13 protein-coding genes are annotated in these 15,155 nt (G+C 72.5%); 4 read left to right on the top strand and 9 right to left on the bottom strand.

Features of this window, described 5'->3' with window-relative positions:
• The first annotated feature begins 126 nt into the window (after nt 1–126).
• A complete protein-coding gene (locus ACYQ77_RS17940; protein WP_459712682.1) occupies nt 127–1,704 on the top strand; it encodes a S8 family peptidase in 1,578 nt (525 codons plus the stop codon).
• 256 nt (nt 1,705–1,960) lie between these two features.
• On the opposite strand, the gene ACYQ77_RS17935 is transcribed toward ACYQ77_RS17940, so the two are convergent.
• From ACYQ77_RS17935 to ACYQ77_RS17920, 4 genes are all read right to left on the bottom strand, one after another.
• A complete protein-coding gene (locus tag ACYQ77_RS17935; protein WP_459712681.1) occupies nt 1,961–2,341 on the bottom strand; it encodes an STAS domain-containing protein in 381 nt (126 codons plus the stop codon).
• A gap of 88 nt (nt 2,342–2,429) precedes the next feature.
• Entirely contained in the window at nt 2,430–3,674 is a 1,245-nt protein-coding gene (locus ACYQ77_RS17930) for an RNA polymerase sigma factor (protein WP_459712680.1), read from the bottom strand.
• Nucleotides 3,675–3,680: 6 nt separating this feature from the next.
• Nucleotides 3,681–4,031: a YciI family protein gene (locus ACYQ77_RS17925; protein WP_459712678.1), complete on the bottom strand. Its 351-nt coding sequence runs from the start codon at nt 4,029–4,031 to the stop codon at nt 3,681–3,683.
• A gap of 583 nt (nt 4,032–4,614) precedes the next feature.
• Nucleotides 4,615–5,511, bottom strand: coding sequence for a universal stress protein (locus ACYQ77_RS17920; protein WP_459712675.1), 897 nt, complete (start codon nt 5,509–5,511; stop codon nt 4,615–4,617).
• Nucleotides 5,512–5,636: 125 nt separating this feature from the next.
• Here ACYQ77_RS17920 and ACYQ77_RS17915 point away from each other — a divergent pair, with 125 nt between their 5' ends.
• Nucleotides 5,637–6,929: an ArsB/NhaD family transporter gene (locus ACYQ77_RS17915; RefSeq protein ID WP_459712672.1), complete on the top strand. Its 1,293-nt coding sequence runs from the start codon at nt 5,637–5,639 to the stop codon at nt 6,927–6,929.
• Between the two features lie 4 nt (nt 6,930–6,933).
• Here ACYQ77_RS17915 and ACYQ77_RS17910 read toward each other — a convergent pair whose 3' ends face one another.
• Nucleotides 6,934–7,383 carry a CBS domain-containing protein gene (locus tag ACYQ77_RS17910; RefSeq protein ID WP_459712670.1) on the bottom strand — a complete coding sequence of 150 codons (450 nt, stop codon included), beginning with the start codon at nt 7,381–7,383 and terminating at the stop codon, nt 6,934–6,936.
• A 101-nt stretch (nt 7,384–7,484) separates the two neighbouring features.
• Here ACYQ77_RS17910 and ACYQ77_RS17905 point away from each other — a divergent pair, with 101 nt between their 5' ends.
• Nucleotides 7,485–8,111 carry an acyl-CoA-like ligand-binding transcription factor gene (locus ACYQ77_RS17905; protein WP_459712669.1) on the top strand — a complete coding sequence of 209 codons (627 nt, stop codon included), beginning with the start codon at nt 7,485–7,487 and terminating at the stop codon, nt 8,109–8,111.
• 75 nt (nt 8,112–8,186) lie between these two features.
• Nucleotides 8,187–9,683 carry an FAD-dependent monooxygenase gene (locus ACYQ77_RS17900; protein ID WP_459712667.1) on the top strand — a complete coding sequence of 499 codons (1,497 nt, stop codon included), beginning with the start codon at nt 8,187–8,189 and terminating at the stop codon, nt 9,681–9,683.
• A 548-nt stretch (nt 9,684–10,231) separates the two neighbouring features.
• On the opposite strand, the gene ACYQ77_RS17895 is transcribed toward ACYQ77_RS17900, so the two are convergent.
• From ACYQ77_RS17895 to ACYQ77_RS17880, 4 genes are all read right to left on the bottom strand, one after another.
• A complete protein-coding gene (locus ACYQ77_RS17895) occupies nt 10,232–11,617 on the bottom strand; it encodes an alpha/beta hydrolase family protein (protein WP_459712665.1) in 1,386 nt (461 codons plus the stop codon).
• 102 nt (nt 11,618–11,719) lie between these two features.
• Entirely contained in the window at nt 11,720–12,268 is a 549-nt protein-coding gene (locus tag ACYQ77_RS17890) for a transposase (RefSeq protein WP_459712663.1), read from the bottom strand.
• 25 nt (nt 12,269–12,293) lie between these two features.
• Complete coding sequence (locus ACYQ77_RS17885; RefSeq protein WP_459712661.1) at nt 12,294–13,670, bottom strand: NADH-quinone oxidoreductase subunit N; 1,377 nt, start codon at nt 13,668–13,670, stop codon at nt 12,294–12,296.
• Entirely contained in the window at nt 13,667–15,148 is a 1,482-nt protein-coding gene (locus tag ACYQ77_RS17880) for a complex I subunit 4 family protein (protein ID WP_459712970.1), read from the bottom strand. The genes ACYQ77_RS17885 and ACYQ77_RS17880 overlap by 4 nt, the downstream gene beginning before the upstream one ends.
• Nucleotides 15,149–15,155: the final 7 nt, after the last annotated feature.

Below are 15,155 nucleotides of genomic sequence, written 5' to 3'. Positions count from 1 at the left end.
CTTGTGTGACCGGGCTCCTTTGAACGAATGTGGGATGCGTTCCGCGCGAACACGCTCCATCTCCATCCACAGTCGACACCCGACGAGGGCCGGGGGTCGGCTGCCCTGCAAAGGAGAAACCACGCCATGGGAGAGTCACGCGCAAGCTCGAAGAGACGAGTTCTCGGAGCTTCGCTCGCGGCGGCCACTGCCGCGTTGATCAGCATGGGCTTCAGTACGACGGTGGCACAGGCGGCCGAGGGTGACGTCCTGTACGCCGGCGCGGCCGACGCGATCAAGGACAGCTACATCGTCGTGTTCAAGGACGCGGGCATGTCCGCGTCCAGCGTCAGCGACCAGGTGTCGAGCCTGGCCGAGAAGTACGGCAGCAAGGTCGACTACACCTACAAGTCGGCGCTGCGCGGCTTCGCGGGCACGATGAGCGAGCAGGCCGCCCGCCAGCTCGCGGCGAACCCGAACGTGGCCTACGTGCAGCAGAACCGCACCGTCCACGCCACGGTGGACCAGCTGAACCCGCCTTCGTGGGGCCTTGACCGCGTCGACCAGCGCGACCTGCCGCTCAACAGCAAGTACTCGTACTCGACCACGGCGAGCAACGTCACCGCCTACGTGATCGACACCGGTATCCGCACCACCCACAGCGACTTCGGTGGCCGTGCCGTGTGGGGCACCAACACCACCGGGGACGGCAACAACACCGACTGCAACGGCCACGGCACGCACGTCGCCGGCACCATCGGCGGTTCGAGCTACGGCCTCGCCAAGGGCGTCCGCCTGGTCGCCGTGAAGGTGCTGGACTGCAACGGCTCCGGCTCGTTCGCGGGTGTCGCCGCCGGCATCGACTGGGTGACCTCGAACCACACTTCCGGCCCGGCCGTGGCGAACATGAGCCTCGGCGCCTCGGGTTCGGACACCGCCACGGAGAACGCGGTCCGCAACTCCATCGCGGACGGTGTCACCTACGGCATCGCGTCCGGCAACTCGAACTCCAACGCCTGCAACTTCACCCCGGCCCGCGTCGCCGAGGCGATCACGGTGAACGCGTCGACCAACACCGACGCGCGTGCCTCGTTCTCGAACTACGGTTCCTGCACCGACATCTTCGCCCCGGGGCAGAACATCGTCTCCGCGTGGAACACCAGCGACTCCGCGACCAACAACATCAGCGGCACGTCGATGGCCACCCCGCACGTGGTCGGCGCAGCGGCCCTCTACCTGGCCGCCAACCCGTCCGCCTCGCCCGCGTCGGTCCAGTCGGCCATGAAGGCCAACGCCACCCCGAACAAGATCACGAGCCCGGGCACCGGTTCCCCGAACCTCCTGCTGTACACCGGTTCCGGCACCGTGACCCCGCCCGGGCCCTGCCCGGCCGCCACCAACGGCACCAACTACACGATCAACGACAACTCGACGGTGAACAGCCCGATCTCGATCTCCGGCTGCACGGGCACCGCCAGCTCGTCGTCGACCGTGGCGGTCAGCATCGTCCACACCTACATCGGTGACCTGGTCGTCGACCTCGTCGCGCCGGACGGTTCCGTGTACAACCTGCACAACCGCTCGGGCGGCAGCGCCGACAACATCAACCAGACCTACACCGTGAACCTGTCCTCCGAGACCGCCAACGGCACCTGGAACCTCCGGGTCCGCGACGCGGCGTCCCTGGACACCGGCTACATCGACACCTGGACGCTCGACCTCTGACCGTCCTGATCTGACAGTCATGTGAGGGCGGGTGGCGCCGGTCATCGACCGACGCCACCCGCTCTTCGTGCCGTGCGCACCGCTCCCTCGCGTCGAGACGGTCCCCGCCGTCACTCCCCGGTGGCGCCCGGCACGCCACGGCCACCCGCCCGACCCACCCCACGTAGTTCCGGACGAGCGGCCGTGCGCCCCTCACGAACGAGACAACGGGGCCACGCGATCGTCACGCGGGAGTCGCGAGACTCACCCGCGTGAGTTACCGCGGAGCGGGGATGAGCGCGAGGCGCGCGTGCAGACCGGTGACCGTCATGGCCCGGCGCACCGCCTTGCTGCCCGGCACGATCAGCAGCGCGCTGCCGATCGCCGCGCACCGTTCGTGGTGCTCGACCAGCACCGACAGCCCGGCCGCGCCGAGGAAGGTCACGCCGGTGAGGTCCACGACGACGGGTGCGGGCGGGGACACGACCGCCTCGGCGTCGGTGAGCGTCGCGCTCAGCGTGTCCGCCGTGATGCTGTCCAGCTCCCCGGTGACGCGCACCAGCACCGATCTGCCCTCGACGACCTGCTCGGCGCGCAACCGCGCCCTCGGCTGGACGAGACGTCGGACCTGCCTCCCGGACCGCATGCCACTCGCCATGTGATGGCCTCCCCACCAGCGCTCATGACACTCCGCACCCTTCGTGTCACCCTAAGCACGCATTCTGGGGTCCGCCAGTCGACGCAGGTCAGGGGCGGTCGAGGGCGGTGAGGCGACGTCGCAGGTGGGCCCGTTCCGGGTCGGTGCCCGCGAGGTCCAGTGCCGTCCGGTAGGCGGCCGCGGCCTCGGTCCGCCTGCCCAGCCGGTGCAGCAGGTCGGCCCGTGCCACGTGGTAGGGGCCGTAGGCACGCAGCAGCGGCTCCCCGGCCAGCTCGTCGAGCAGCGACAACCCGGCGCCCGGCCCGTCGCGCATCGCCACCGCCGCCGCCCGGTTCAGCGCGACGACGGGGGACGGGGTGAGCGCGAGCAGCACGTCGTAGAGCGCGACGATCTGCGGCCAGTCCGTGCTCGCGAGGTCCGCCGCCTCGTCGTGCAGCGCGGCGATCGCGGCCTGCACCCCGTACGGGCCGGGCGGCCCGCCGGTCAGCGCGACCGCCGCCAGGTCAGCGCCCTCGGCGATCATGGGCCGGTCCCAGCGGCCGCGGTCCTGGTCGTCGAGGAGCACCAGCGCGCCGTCCGGCCCGGTGCGCGCGGCGCGGCGGGCGTGCGTGAGCAGCATCAGCGCGAGGAGCCCGGCCACCTCCCGCTCGGCGGGGAGCAGCCGGCGCAGGATCCTGGTCAGCCGGATCGCCTCCTCGGCGACGTCGACCCGCTGCAGGTCGGGTCCCGCGCTGGCGGCGTAGCCCTCGGTGAAGATCGAGTACAGCACTCCCAGGACGCCCGGCAGGCGTTCGGGCAGCTCGTCGGCGTCCGGGGTGCGGAAGGGGATCCGCGCCTCGCGGATCTTCTTCTTGGCCCGCGTGATCCGCTTCGCCATCGTCGCCTGCGGGACGAGGAACGCGCGCGCCACCTCCGGGGTGGTCAGGCCCGCGAGGCAGCGCAGCACGAGCGCGCCCCGGTCCTCCTCGGCGAGCGCCGGGTGGCTGCACGTGAAGAACAGCTGCAGGCGCTCGTCGGGCAGGTCGGTGGTCAGTTGCGCGGGTGGCACCGGCCCCGCCCGGTCCGCCTCCACCCGCAGGACGGCGAGCCGGGCGGTCAGCGCCTGGTCCCGGCGGAGCCGGTCGACGGCCTTGCGGCGCGCGGTGGTCATCAGCCACGCGCCCGGTTTCGGCGGGACGCCGTCGACCGGCCAGTGCGCGAGCGCCGCCTCGATCGCCTCGGACGTGACCTCCTCGGCCAGGTCGAGGTCGCCGAAGCGGCGGACGAGCGCCGCCAGCAGCCTGCCGTGCTCCTCGCGGAACACGGCGGCCACCGACGCCGTCACCTCGGTCACCGGTGCTCAGACCCCGAAGTCCGCGACCGGCCGCACGACGACCGAGCCGCTGCCGCGGGAGCCGGGGCACCGCGCCGCCCAGTCCAGCGCCACGTCGAGATCCGGCACGTCGATCACGTAGAACCCGCCGAGCACCTCCCGCGTCTCGGCGAAGGGCCCGTCGGTCACGGTCCGCCTGCCCTGCTCGTCGACCCGGACCGCGGTCGCGGTCACCAGGTCGGCGAGCGACTCCGCGCACACCAGGACCCCGGCCTCCTTGACCTCCTTGTCGAAGACCATCCAGTCCTCGGGCGTGCACTCGACGTTCGCACCCGCCTCGTCGACCGCCCCGGCGTTGATCAGCAGCATGTACTTCACGATCCGACTCCCTCATCCCCAGCGGCGACCGTCGCCGCATGACACCACTACGGACGGGGTCAGGCCAAATGGACAGCCCGCCGGGGAATTTTTCGTGGCGTGGGTCGCCGTCGAGGTTCGGCTGCCGGTCCTGAGGCCAGCGGGTCCGAAACGCGCCTGTCAGGACGGCTCTCCTCGGGGTGGCGCGTTCGGTCGGGTGGTCGGGCGAGGCTCGGTGGGTTCGGTTCATGCTTGCCGTGGCGTGCGGTGTCCGGAAGGCGCGTTCAGGGCAGGGGCGGCGGGTGCTCGCCGGTGTGGTGCCCCTGGGGCCGGGTGGCGCGTGGGCCGGGTGGCCGGGTGGGCCGGTGTGGTCTGCCGAGGCTCGTTCCCGTTCGTGCTTGCCGTGATGTGTGGTGTCCTGAAAGGCGCGTTCGGGACAGCGGCGTTGTCCTCAACGCGCCTGCCAGGACAGGGGCGGCGGGTTCCCCGGTGTGGTGCCTGTGCCCAGGTGACGGCCGGGCCGGTGTGGTCCGCCGAGGCTCGTTCGGTTCGTGCTTGCCGTGGCGTGCGGCACGCGGAGGCGCTCCCACCAGGCCGACCGCACCTACCCGCTGGCGACCGCCGCGGTCGTTGCGTGTCGTGGGGCGCGGTGACGTGCGGACGGGACCACCGCCACCGGGCACCCGGCGTGGTGCAGCGACGTGTGGCTGACGGAACCGAGCAGTGCCCGGTGCAGGGCCCCGTGGTGGTGGCAGCCGACCACGAGCAGGCGTGCGCCCGCCGACCGGTCGACCAGTGCTTGCGCCGGCTTGTCGGCGAGGACGTCCGTGCGCACCGGCACCCCGGCGTACCGCTCCCGCCACGGGGCGAGCAGCCGTTCCGCGTGCACCACGCTGTCGCGCTGGTGGCTCGAGTGGATCGCGTGCAGCGGGGCGCGCAGGCGGGCCGCGACGTCGAACGCGAACCCGACCGCCGGCTCGTCCGCCGCGGTGCCCGCCAGGCCGAGCACGACCGGGGCGTCGGCGGCGGTGGTCGGTGCGTGCCGGACGGCAACGAGCGGGCGTGCCACGCGGTGCACCATGTCGGCGGCGACCGAGCCCAGCACGAAACGGGCGACCGGGCCGTGTTCCGCCGCGCCGAGCACGACCAGTGCCGCGTCGGTCTCCTCGGCCAGTTCGCCGAGCACGTCGCTGGGGTGGCCTGCCCGGATGGTGGTGGACACCGCCAGGTCCGGGTGGGCGGCCGCGCAGTCCGCGGCCAGCTCCCGCACCGCGTTGTCGCAGTGCGTGGACCTCGGCCAGCGGTCGCGCAGGCCCACCGGGGTCCACGACAGGTCGGTGATGTCGATCGGGCGCTCGTACGCGCGGGCCACCAGCAGTTCGGCGCCGCGGCGGGCGGCTTCGGCCGCGGCCCACATGACCGCGGTCCGCGCGGTCGCCGAGCCGTCGAACCCCGCGAGGACGGGGCGTTTCCGGGTGGCTGATGTCATGGGGTCGGACATGTCGCGCTCCTTCCCGGGACCACCACCCATCGTCCCACCCTCCTGTGTGGTCATCAAACGTCGCACACCGCGCGAACAGGACGGCGGTTTGCCCTGGCTCCGGGTTTCCGGCATGTTGGCACCCGGTGAGCACCGGGATCGCGATCGTCGTCTTCGTGGTGGCCTATGCCCTGATCGCCACGGAGCGGGTGCCCAAGACCGCGGCGGCGCTCGGTGGCGCCGCCGTCGTCCTCGCGCTGGGCGTGGTCGGCTCGGCGGACGCGTTCTACTCCCACGAGACGGGCGTCGACTGGGACGTCGTCTTCCTGCTGCTCGGCATGATGATCATCGTCGGGATCCTGCGGCGGACGGGCGTGTTCGAGTACGTCGCGATCTGGGCGGCCAAACGCGCCAAGGGCTCGCCGCTGCGGATCATGGTCCTGCTGGTGCTGATCACCGCGGTCGCGTCCGCGTTCCTCGACAACGTGACCACGGTGCTGCTGATCGCGCCGGTGACCCTGCTGGTGTGCGAGCGGCTCGACATCAACCCCGTCCCGTTTCTCATCGCCGAGGTGTTCGCCTCCAACATCGGCGGCGCCGCCACCCTGATCGGCGACCCGCCGAACATCATCATCGGCAGCCGCGCCGGGCTGACCTTCAACGACTTCCTCGTGCACATGACGCCGATCGTGCTGGTCGAGCTGGTCGTGTTCACGCTCGTCCTGCCGTGGCTGTTCCGCGGCTCGTTCACCGTCGACCCGGACAAGGCGGCCGGGGTCATGGAGCTGAACGAACGCGAGGCGATCCAGGACACCCGGCTGCTGGTCAAGTGCGGTGCCGTGCTCGTCGCCGTGCTCACCGCGTTCGTCGGGCACTCGGTGTTCCACGTCGAGCCGTCCGTGGTCGCGCTGCTCGGCGCGGGCGTGCTCGTGCTGGTCTCGGGGCTGCCGCCCCGCCAGTACCTGGACAGCGTCGAGTGGGAGACGCTGCTGTTCTTCGCCGGGCTGTTCATCATGATCGGCGCGCTGGTCAAGACGGGCGTGATCGGCGACCTCGCGGCGGTCGTCACCGACGCCACCGGCGGCGACGCGCTCCTCGCGGTCATGCTGATCCTGTTCGTGTCCGCGGTGCTGTCCGGGGTGATCGACAACATCCCGTACGTGGCCACCATGAGCCCGCTGGTGCTGGACCTGTCGCGGAGCATCGACAATCCGGAGCACGCGCAGGCGCTGTGGTGGTCGCTCGCGCTCGGCGCGGACTTCGGCGGCAACATGACCGCGATCGGGGCCAGCGCCAACGTCGTCGTGCTGGGCATCGCGTTGCGGGCGGGCAACCCGATCTCGTTCTGGGAGTTCACGCGCAAGGGCGTCGTCATCACCGCGATCACCGTCGTGGTCGCCGCGCCCTACCTGTGGCTGCGGTACTTCGTGCTCGGCTGAGCGGTCAGCGGTGGCCGAGCGCGACCTGCAGCAGGCGGGACGCCGTGATCACGCCGATCAGCCGCTTGTCCGCCAGCACCGCGGCGAGCGGGCACTGCAGGCGGGCCATCACCGCCGCCACCTCGACGATCGTGTCGTCGTGGTCGACGACCGCCAGCTCCGGCGGGTGCTTGTGCACGAGCGAGCGCACGGTCTTGCCCTTGAGCTTGTCCGCGACCCGGTCGGCCATCGACTCCGACAGCACACCGGCGAGCGACGGGTCGTCCTGGACGTAGCTCGGCACGAGCATCCGGACGACCTGCGACGCCGGGAGGATCGAGTGCGGGCGCCCGTCCGGCGGCTCGGTCACCACCAGGCCGGGCAGGCGGTGCTCGGCCAGCAGGGTGACCGCCTCCCACGCGTCCGAGTCCAGTCCGATGACGGGGAACTCCTCGGCCATCTCACGTGCGTGCACGGTCCCAGGCTACGGCCGGGCCCCGCCCGCCGCCGGGCCCGGCAAAACTTGCGGACGACGAAACTTTGCGGGCCCCGCAAGTTTGTGGGTATGGTGGTGGCGTGGACACCGGGGACGGCCCGCGGCCAGGGCTGCGGGAGCGCAAGAAGCAGGAGACGCGCATCGCGCTGAGCTGGGCCGCGATCCGGCTCACCGTGGAGCGGGGCTTCGACAACGTGCGCGTCGAGGACATCGCGGCCGAGGCCGGGGTGTCGCCCCGCACCTTCAACAACTACTTCGCGAGCAAGGGCGAGGCGATCGCCGCCCGGCAGCTCGAACGTGCGCGGGTGATCGCGGAGGAACTGCGGAACCGGCCCGCCGACGAGCCGCTGTGGGAGGCGATCACCAACGCCACGCTCGCGCGGTTCGCCCTCGGCGCGGCCGAGCGGGGGACCACCGACCAGCAGCAGTGGGTCGAGGGCGTGCGCCTGATGGTCAGCGAACCCGCGCTGCAGGGCGAGTTCCTGAAGGCGAGCGCGGCCATGGAGGACGAGTTCGCGTCCGTCATCGCCGAGCGCACCGGCACCGACGTCGAGACCGACATCTACCCGAAGCTGGTGGCCCGTGCGGTCACCGGCGCCATCGCGGTGTGCGTCGAACACTGGCTGCGCAACGAGCGGCCCGGTTCGGTCGCCGACCTGCTGCGTGAGGCACTGGCCCGGCTCGCCGCCGGGCTGCCAACGCCCTGACCCCATCACGCACTGCCCGTCGCCCGGCGTGCCGCCGGGTCGGTGCGGCGTGCCCGGAAAACGAGGAGCACCACCGTGGACGTGGACGTCGTCATCGCCGGAGCGGGCCCGAACGGGCTGATGCTCGCCTGCGAACTGAGCCTGGCCGGAGTCCGGTCAGTCGTACTGGAACGCCGGACCGAGCAGACCAGGGAGCACCGCGCCAACGGCCTCGTCGGGCAGGTCGTGCGCCTGCTCGACCGCAGAGGTCTGCACGAACGGCTCAGCGGGAGCCCGTCGCCGCCGATCCCGGCGCCCAGGTTCGTGTTCGGGGCGCTCCCGCTGGAACTGGCGGGGCTCGCCGACAACCCGCTGACGATCCTCCCCGTGCCGCAGCACCGGATCGAAGCGGTGCTCGCCGAGCGGGCGGCCGAACTCGGGGTCGAGATCCGCAGGGGCCACGAGGTCACCGGCTGCACGCAGGACGAGCACGGCGTGACCGTCGACGTCGGCGGCGCGTACCGAATCCGCGCCGGGTACCTGGTCGGCGCGGACGGCGGCCACAGCACGGTCCGCAAGCTCGCCGGCATCGGGTTCCCCGGCGTCACCCGGGACGACACGGTGTCGCGGACCGCGCACGCGACCGTGCCGCCGGAGCTGGTGGACCCGGTGACGGGCGCGTTGACCGTGCCGGGCTACGGGCCGATCCCGCCGCTCATGCACCACCGCACCGAACGCGGCCTGTTCGTGTACGCGCCCCTGCCCACCGGCACGACGATCTCGACGACGGAGTTCGGCGGGGCCGCCGGCGAGGAGCCGCTGACGCTCGACGAACTGCGCGCGAGCGCGCGGCGCGTGCTCGGCGTCGACGTGCCGCTCGGCCCGCCCGTGGGCGACGGCCCGCACCTGCTGCGCAAGCTGACCGGCGGCAACACCCGCATCGCGGACCGCTTCCGCGACGGCCGGGTGCTGCTGGTCGGCGACGCGGCACACGTGCACTCCGCGATCGGCGGCCCGGGGCTCAACCTGGGGTTGCAGGACGCGGTGAACCTGGGCTGGAAGCTGGCGGCGGAGGTGCGGGGCCATGCGCCTGCCGGGTTGCTGGACACGTACGAGAGCGAGCGCAGGCCCGCAAGCGAGCGGGTGGTGATGCACACGCAGGCGCAGTCGGCGCTCATCGCCCCGGGCAGCGAGGTCACGGCGCTGCGCACGTTGTTCACGGAGTTGTTGCGGGACAAGGCGAACGTCGCACACATCGCGAACATGATGGCGGGCGCCGACATCCACTACGAGGTGGGCGACACCCACCCGCTCGCCGGCCGCTGGGCACCGGACGTCGTACTGGACGGCGGTGTGCGACTGGCGGAACTCATGCGGACCGCGCGCCCCCTGCTGCTCGACCTGACGGCCGACGGCGTGCTGGGCAAGGAGATCGAGGGGTGGCACGACCGCGTGGACACCGTCACCGGCGCCGACGGCCCCGCGGCGGCGATGCTCGTGCGGCCCGACGGGTACGTGGCGTGGGCGTCCGCCGACCCGGACCCGGACGCCCTCCGCGCGGCACTGACCAGATGGTTCGGCGCGGCGGCGTAGGTGGGTCGTTGCGCCGGTGTGGTGGAGGGGTCTTCATCACTCCGGGTGTGCGGGTTCGCTTCGCGGATCCGGCTTGCCTTGTGGGGGTTTGGTTCGGGTGGGCCCGTTTCGCGGGGCTGGGCGGGTAGCGCCCGGTTGGTCGGATGGGTGCCTGGCTTGCGGGGGTTTGGGTGGGCCCGCTTCGCGGCCCGGGGCGCAGTGCCTGGCTTGGCTTGTGGGGGTTCGGTTTGGGTGGGCCCGTTTCGCGGGGCTGGGCGCGTAGCGCTGGCCGGTCGGATGGGTGCCCTGGCTTGTGGAGGTTCGGGTGGGGTCCGGTTCGCGGGCTGGGCGCGCAGTGTCCGGCTTGGCTTGCGGGGTTCGGTTCGGGTCGGCCCGTTTCGCGTGTCTGGGCGGGGAGCGCCTGGCGGGTCGGATGGGTTCCTGGCGTGCGGGAGTTCGGGTGGGGCCCGCTTCGCCGGGCCGGGCGCGCAGCGCCCGGCCCCTCATCTCCTGAAAGGCGCGTTCATGTCACGCAGCGACCTGAACGCGCCTTTCAGGACAACCGACCGCTACCGCGAAGGGCGCAACGCCCTCGGTGGCTGGCGGTCCGTGAAGGCGGGTGGCATGACCTTGTCGGTGAACGTGTACAGGTCCAGCACCGTCTGCAGTGGCGGCGTGAACGCGGCGACCCGGGCGTTCAGCGCCGACGGGCTGGTGTTCGGCCACCGGCCCGTTTCGATCCGGGTCAGGAGCGTGCCCAGCGCCACCACCTCGTCGGCCGCGCTGAACGCGCCGTGGTTGCCCCTGTCGACGTACAGCTGCCGCAGTCGGTCGGGCCTGCCGTGCAGGCGGACCTGCTCGCCGTACCAGCGGGCGTCCGACGTGATGAGGCCCTCGCCGAGGCCGTGCAGCGTGACCACCGGCACCGGGGTCGTCGCGGCGCTGACGCCGTACCGGTACGCCCACGCGACCGCCGCCGGGTCCGCCTCGATGCGTGGCGCCTCGGCCAGCTTGCGCAGGTCCGCGGCCAGGTCCGCGCCCGCCGCGCGGTAGGCCGCCCGCACGAACGGCAGGTCACCCGATCGCACGAGCTGCTGCGCGTAGTCGACGCCGACGTTCCACGACGGGTTGCCGCCCGCCCTGCGCTCGATGTCGACCCGGCCGGTCGGGCCGAGGGTGGCGACGTAGGCCGACTCGGTCCACCACGTCTGCGCCTGGATCGCCGCCGTCATGTCGGTGGGCGGCCGGTCGTGTGCGCTCGCCCACCTGGGGAGCTGGCCGATGGCGCCGATCAGTGCCAGGCGTGCCCGCCCCTCTGGCGTGGTCAGTGCCTCGTGCACACCGTCCTGCAGCACCCGCACGCTGTGCGCGGGGTCGGTCGCCTTCACCAGTTCGAGGTGCTGGTCGTCGGTCAGCAGGGTGCGGACCCCGAACGTGACGTCCAGGCCACGGTTGAGCGTCGCCGGCACGTCGTTCTGGCCGCCGATCGCCAGCACGCCGTCGAACCGGTCCGGGTGCCGCTCCGCGAGGCGGACCGCGATGCCCGCGCCCATGGAGAACCCGGTCGCGACGGTTCGCCTCGGTTCGGCCACGTTGTCCTCGAACCAGTCGAGCAGCGCGACCTGGTCGTCGAGCGCGTCGTCGATCGCCAGGCCGGTGCGGCCGCGGTAGTCGGAACCGGCCAGTGCGAAGCCGTGGTCGAGCAGCCACTGCTCGGTCTCCGCACGCAGGGTGAGCGTGACGCCCGGCGGGAACGGCACCCCCTCCGGGATGTAGCCGTGGCTGAACAGGACCAGCGTGCCGTTCCACCGCCGCGGTGTCTCGACCCGGTACTCGGCGCCGTCGACGGCCCCCGTGTAGGTGTGCCGCCCCGGCCACAACTCGGCGGCGGCCGTGCTCTGCCCGGTCAGCAGGGCGGCGATCAACGCCACCACTGTCAGCAGGATGCGCTTCATCGATGTCCTCCCGTATCGGCTGTGCCACCGATACGTCGAACCAGCACGCGCGAAATAGACACCGATGCGCACACGAGTCGGTCGCCGGGTGCGAGCCGCGGTTCAGGGGTCCGGTCGTCGAGCAGGCGGGGGTGCGGCCGTGGCCGTCAGCCAGGTCAGCTCGGCGGCGAGCTCGGGGTGCGCGCGGGCGGCGTCGGCCATGCGGTGCCACGTGCCGTCGGCGCGCCAGCGGGACCAGCGCGCGTACAAGGTCTGCCACGGGCCGAACTGGGCGGGCACCTCGCGCCACGCCACGTCCGCGCGGAGCTTGTAGGCGACGCCCTCGACCAGCCTGCGCTGGTCCCTGCTCCCGCGGGAGGGGCCGAGCAGCGACGACAGCACCGCCCACGCCGCGTCCGACACCTGGCTGCCCACCGGGACGGCCGGTGGCGGCGCCTTCGGGGCCGGCCTCATGCGGAAGCCGAGGCCGGTCAGCGCGGCCACCACCGCGTCCGGGCCCGTCGTGGCCGGGTCGAGCGTCACCTCGACCTGCCGGTCCGGCACGGTCGCGTGCGCGGCGCACACGCCGGGGAGCGCGGCCAGCGTCTCGTCGACGAGTGCCGCGCAGTCCGCGCAGTGCATGGTCACGAGGCGGAACACGTGGGTCTCCATACCTACTATCATGCATCGTAGGTAGTTACGGTCCGAGCACCGCCAGCACCGGGCCCGCGAGCACGCCGACGGCCACCGAGAGCACGGCCGCCGCGTACGCCGGTGCGGCACGGGTGACCGCGGGCGCCGCGCCCGTGCGCACCGCGGGCACGAGCCACCGCAGGTAGTAGAAGACGCTCGCGACCGTGTTCACCGCGGCGAGCACGACCAGCCAGCCCAGTCCCGCGTCCGCGGCGGCCGTGAACACGGTCAGCTTGCCGGTGAACACGCCGGTCGGCGGGGTGCCGACCAGCCCGAGCAGGCACACGCCGAGGCTCACCACCAGCCACGGCCGCGCCCGCAGGCCGGTGTAGTCGTCGACCGTGCGGGCGTGGGGGAGCGCGCACACCACGGCGAACGCGCCGAGGTTCGTCACCGCGTACGCGCCGAGGTAGAGCAGCAGGCTCGGCAGCGCGAGCGACGCGCGGCCCGCCGCCGCGACCGCCATCAACAGGTAGCCGACCTGGCTGATCGTCGAGTACGCGAGCAGTCGCCGCACGTCGGTCTGGAAGAACGCCGCCAGGTTGCCGAGCGTCATCGTCACGGCCGCCAGCACGGCGGCCAGCAGCGGCCAGTCGAGCCCGGTTGCGGCGAACGGGAACCGGACCAGCGCGACCACCGCGCCGATCTTCGGGATGGTCGTGACCAGCGCGCCGACGGCCGGGGGCGCGCCCTCGGTGACGTCCGGGACCCAGAAGTGCCCCGGCACGGCACCGGCCTTGAACAGCAGCCCGGCGAGCAGCGCCACGACGCCGACCGCGACCGCCACCCGCGGCGCGGACGGGAGCGTCTCGTGCAGCACGTGGTAGCCGCTGCCCCTGCCGACGCCCGACAGCAGCATGACGCCGAACAGCATGGTCGTGCCCAGCAGCGCGCCGAGCAGGTAGAACTTCATGCTCGCCTCGGTGCCCGGGCCGTCCTTGGCGAACGCGGTGAGCGCGTACAGCGGCACGCTCGCCAGCAGGTACGCCGCCGCCAGCAGGAGCAGGTCGCCGGCGCCGGCCATCAGCACCGCGCCGTCGGCGGCGAGCAGGAGCAGCACCACGAACTCGGTTTCCCGCGCGTGGCCGCGTGTCCCGGGCATCGCCAGCACCAGCAGCACCGACACGAGCACGGCGACGCGCACCGCGTTCGTCGCGGTGTCGACGGCGTAGCTGTCCATGAACACCGTGCCCGCGGGTTCTTGCCAGCCGACGACCGTCCACACGAGACCGGCGACGGACGCGGCCGCCGCCAGCGCCCGCACCGCCCACTGACGCGCGCGCGGCAGGAACGAACCCAGCAGCAGGCCCGCGACCGCCGCGGCGGCGAGGAACACCTCGGGCAGCAGGCGGCCGACGTCGGCGGCCATGTCGGTGTTCACCGGCCCACCAGGGTGCCGAGCACGCGAGCGGCCGGTGCCACGAGGTCGAGCAGGAACCGCGGGAACAGGCCCAGTACGACCGCGAGCACCATCAGCGGCGCGATCGACAGCGTCTCGGCGACCGTCAGGTCCGCGACACCCGCACGCGCCGGTGCGCCGAGGAACAGCCGTTGGAACGCACGCAGGAACAGCGCGGCCGTGACCAGGATGCCGAGGAACGCGAGCACGGTCGCCACCGGTGCGCCCGGCAGCGCGCCGGTGAGGATCTGGAACTCGGCGATGAACCCGGAGAACCCGGGCAGCCCGAGCGACGCGAACGCGGCCACCGCGGTCAGCCCCGCGAACCGGGGTGCGCGTGCCGCGAGCCCGCCGTACGCGTCGAGGTCGTAGGTGCCGCCCCGGTCCCACAGCACGCCCGCCAGCAGGAACAGCGCGCCGGTGATCAGTCCGTGGCTGACCATCTGGGTGACCGCGCCGGTGACCGCGAGGTCGTGCGCCTGCTCGTCCGACGTGGACAACAGCCCCGCCGCGCCGACCGCGAGCACGACGTACCCCATGTGGTTGACCGACGTGTACGCGACCATCCGCTTGAAGTCCTTCTGCGCCAACGCGACCAGCGCGCCGTAGAGCACGCTGACCACACCGACGGCGACGATCACGCCCGCCCAGTCGCGCCACGTCGCGGGCAGCAGCGGCATGGCGATCCGCACGAACCCGTACGTGCCGAGCTTCAGCAGCACCCCGGCGAGGATGGCCGACCCGGCGGCGGGCGCCTCGGTGTGCGCGGGCGGCAGCCACGTGTGGAACGGCACCGTCGGCGTCTTGATCGCGAGGCCCACGACGAGCGCCACGAGCACCAGCGTGGCCAGGGTTCCCCCGCCCGCCAGGGGGTTCTGCCCGGCGAGCGCCACGATGTCGAACGTGTGCGGGTCCGCGGCGAGGTAGAGGCCGATGAACCCGAGCAGCAGCGCGAGCGAGCCGAGGAACGTGTACAGGAAGAACTGCAACGCGGCCCTGGCGGCGTTCCGGTGCCCCCAGCCCGCGATCACGAAGTACATGCCGACGATCGACAGGTCGAAGAACACGAAGAACAGGATCAGGTCCAGCGACACGAACACGCCGAGGCAGACGGTTTCCAGGAACAGGAACAGCGCGGCGAACGAGCGGAGCCGGTCGGTCCGCCGGAACGAGTAGACCGCGCAGGCGAGGAACAGCACGGCGGTCAGCGCGACCAGCGGCAGGCTGAGCCCGTCGACCCCGATGTGGTACCCGGAGCTGACGCTGGGGATCCACCGCCGGTTCACCTCGTACGCGTAACCGGGACCGGCGTCGTACGCCACCCACAGGCCGATCACCAGCGCGAGGTCGGCGGCACTGGCGGCGAGCCACGTCCACCGCACCACCGCGTCGCTCGCCCTGGGCAGCGCCAGCAGCACGACCGCGACCGCGACCGGCAGGAAGACCACGATGCTGAGCACGTCCACC

It is taken from the genome of Actinophytocola sp. KF-1, assembly GCF_054661535.1.
This window is presented reverse-complemented; position numbering and strand designations above follow the sequence as displayed.

Bases quoted from the DNA above. Each gene is read 5' to 3' on its own strand.
- ACYQ77_RS17940 (WP_459712682.1), top strand. From the start codon at position 127: ATGGGAGAGTCACGCGCAAGCTCGAAGAGACGAGTTCTCGGAGCTTCG.
- ACYQ77_RS17935 (WP_459712681.1), bottom strand. From the start codon at position 2,341: ATGGCGAGTGGCATGCGGTCCGGGAGGCAGGTCCGACGTCTCGTCCAG.
- ACYQ77_RS17920 (WP_459712675.1), bottom strand. From the start codon at position 5,511: ATGTCCGACCCCATGACATCAGCCACCCGGAAACGCCCCGTCCTCGCG.
- ACYQ77_RS17895 (WP_459712665.1), bottom strand. From the start codon at position 11,617: ATGAAGCGCATCCTGCTGACAGTGGTGGCGTTGATCGCCGCCCTGCTG.
- ACYQ77_RS17890 (WP_459712663.1), bottom strand. From the start codon at position 12,268: ATGGAGACCCACGTGTTCCGCCTCGTGACCATGCACTGCGCGGACTGC.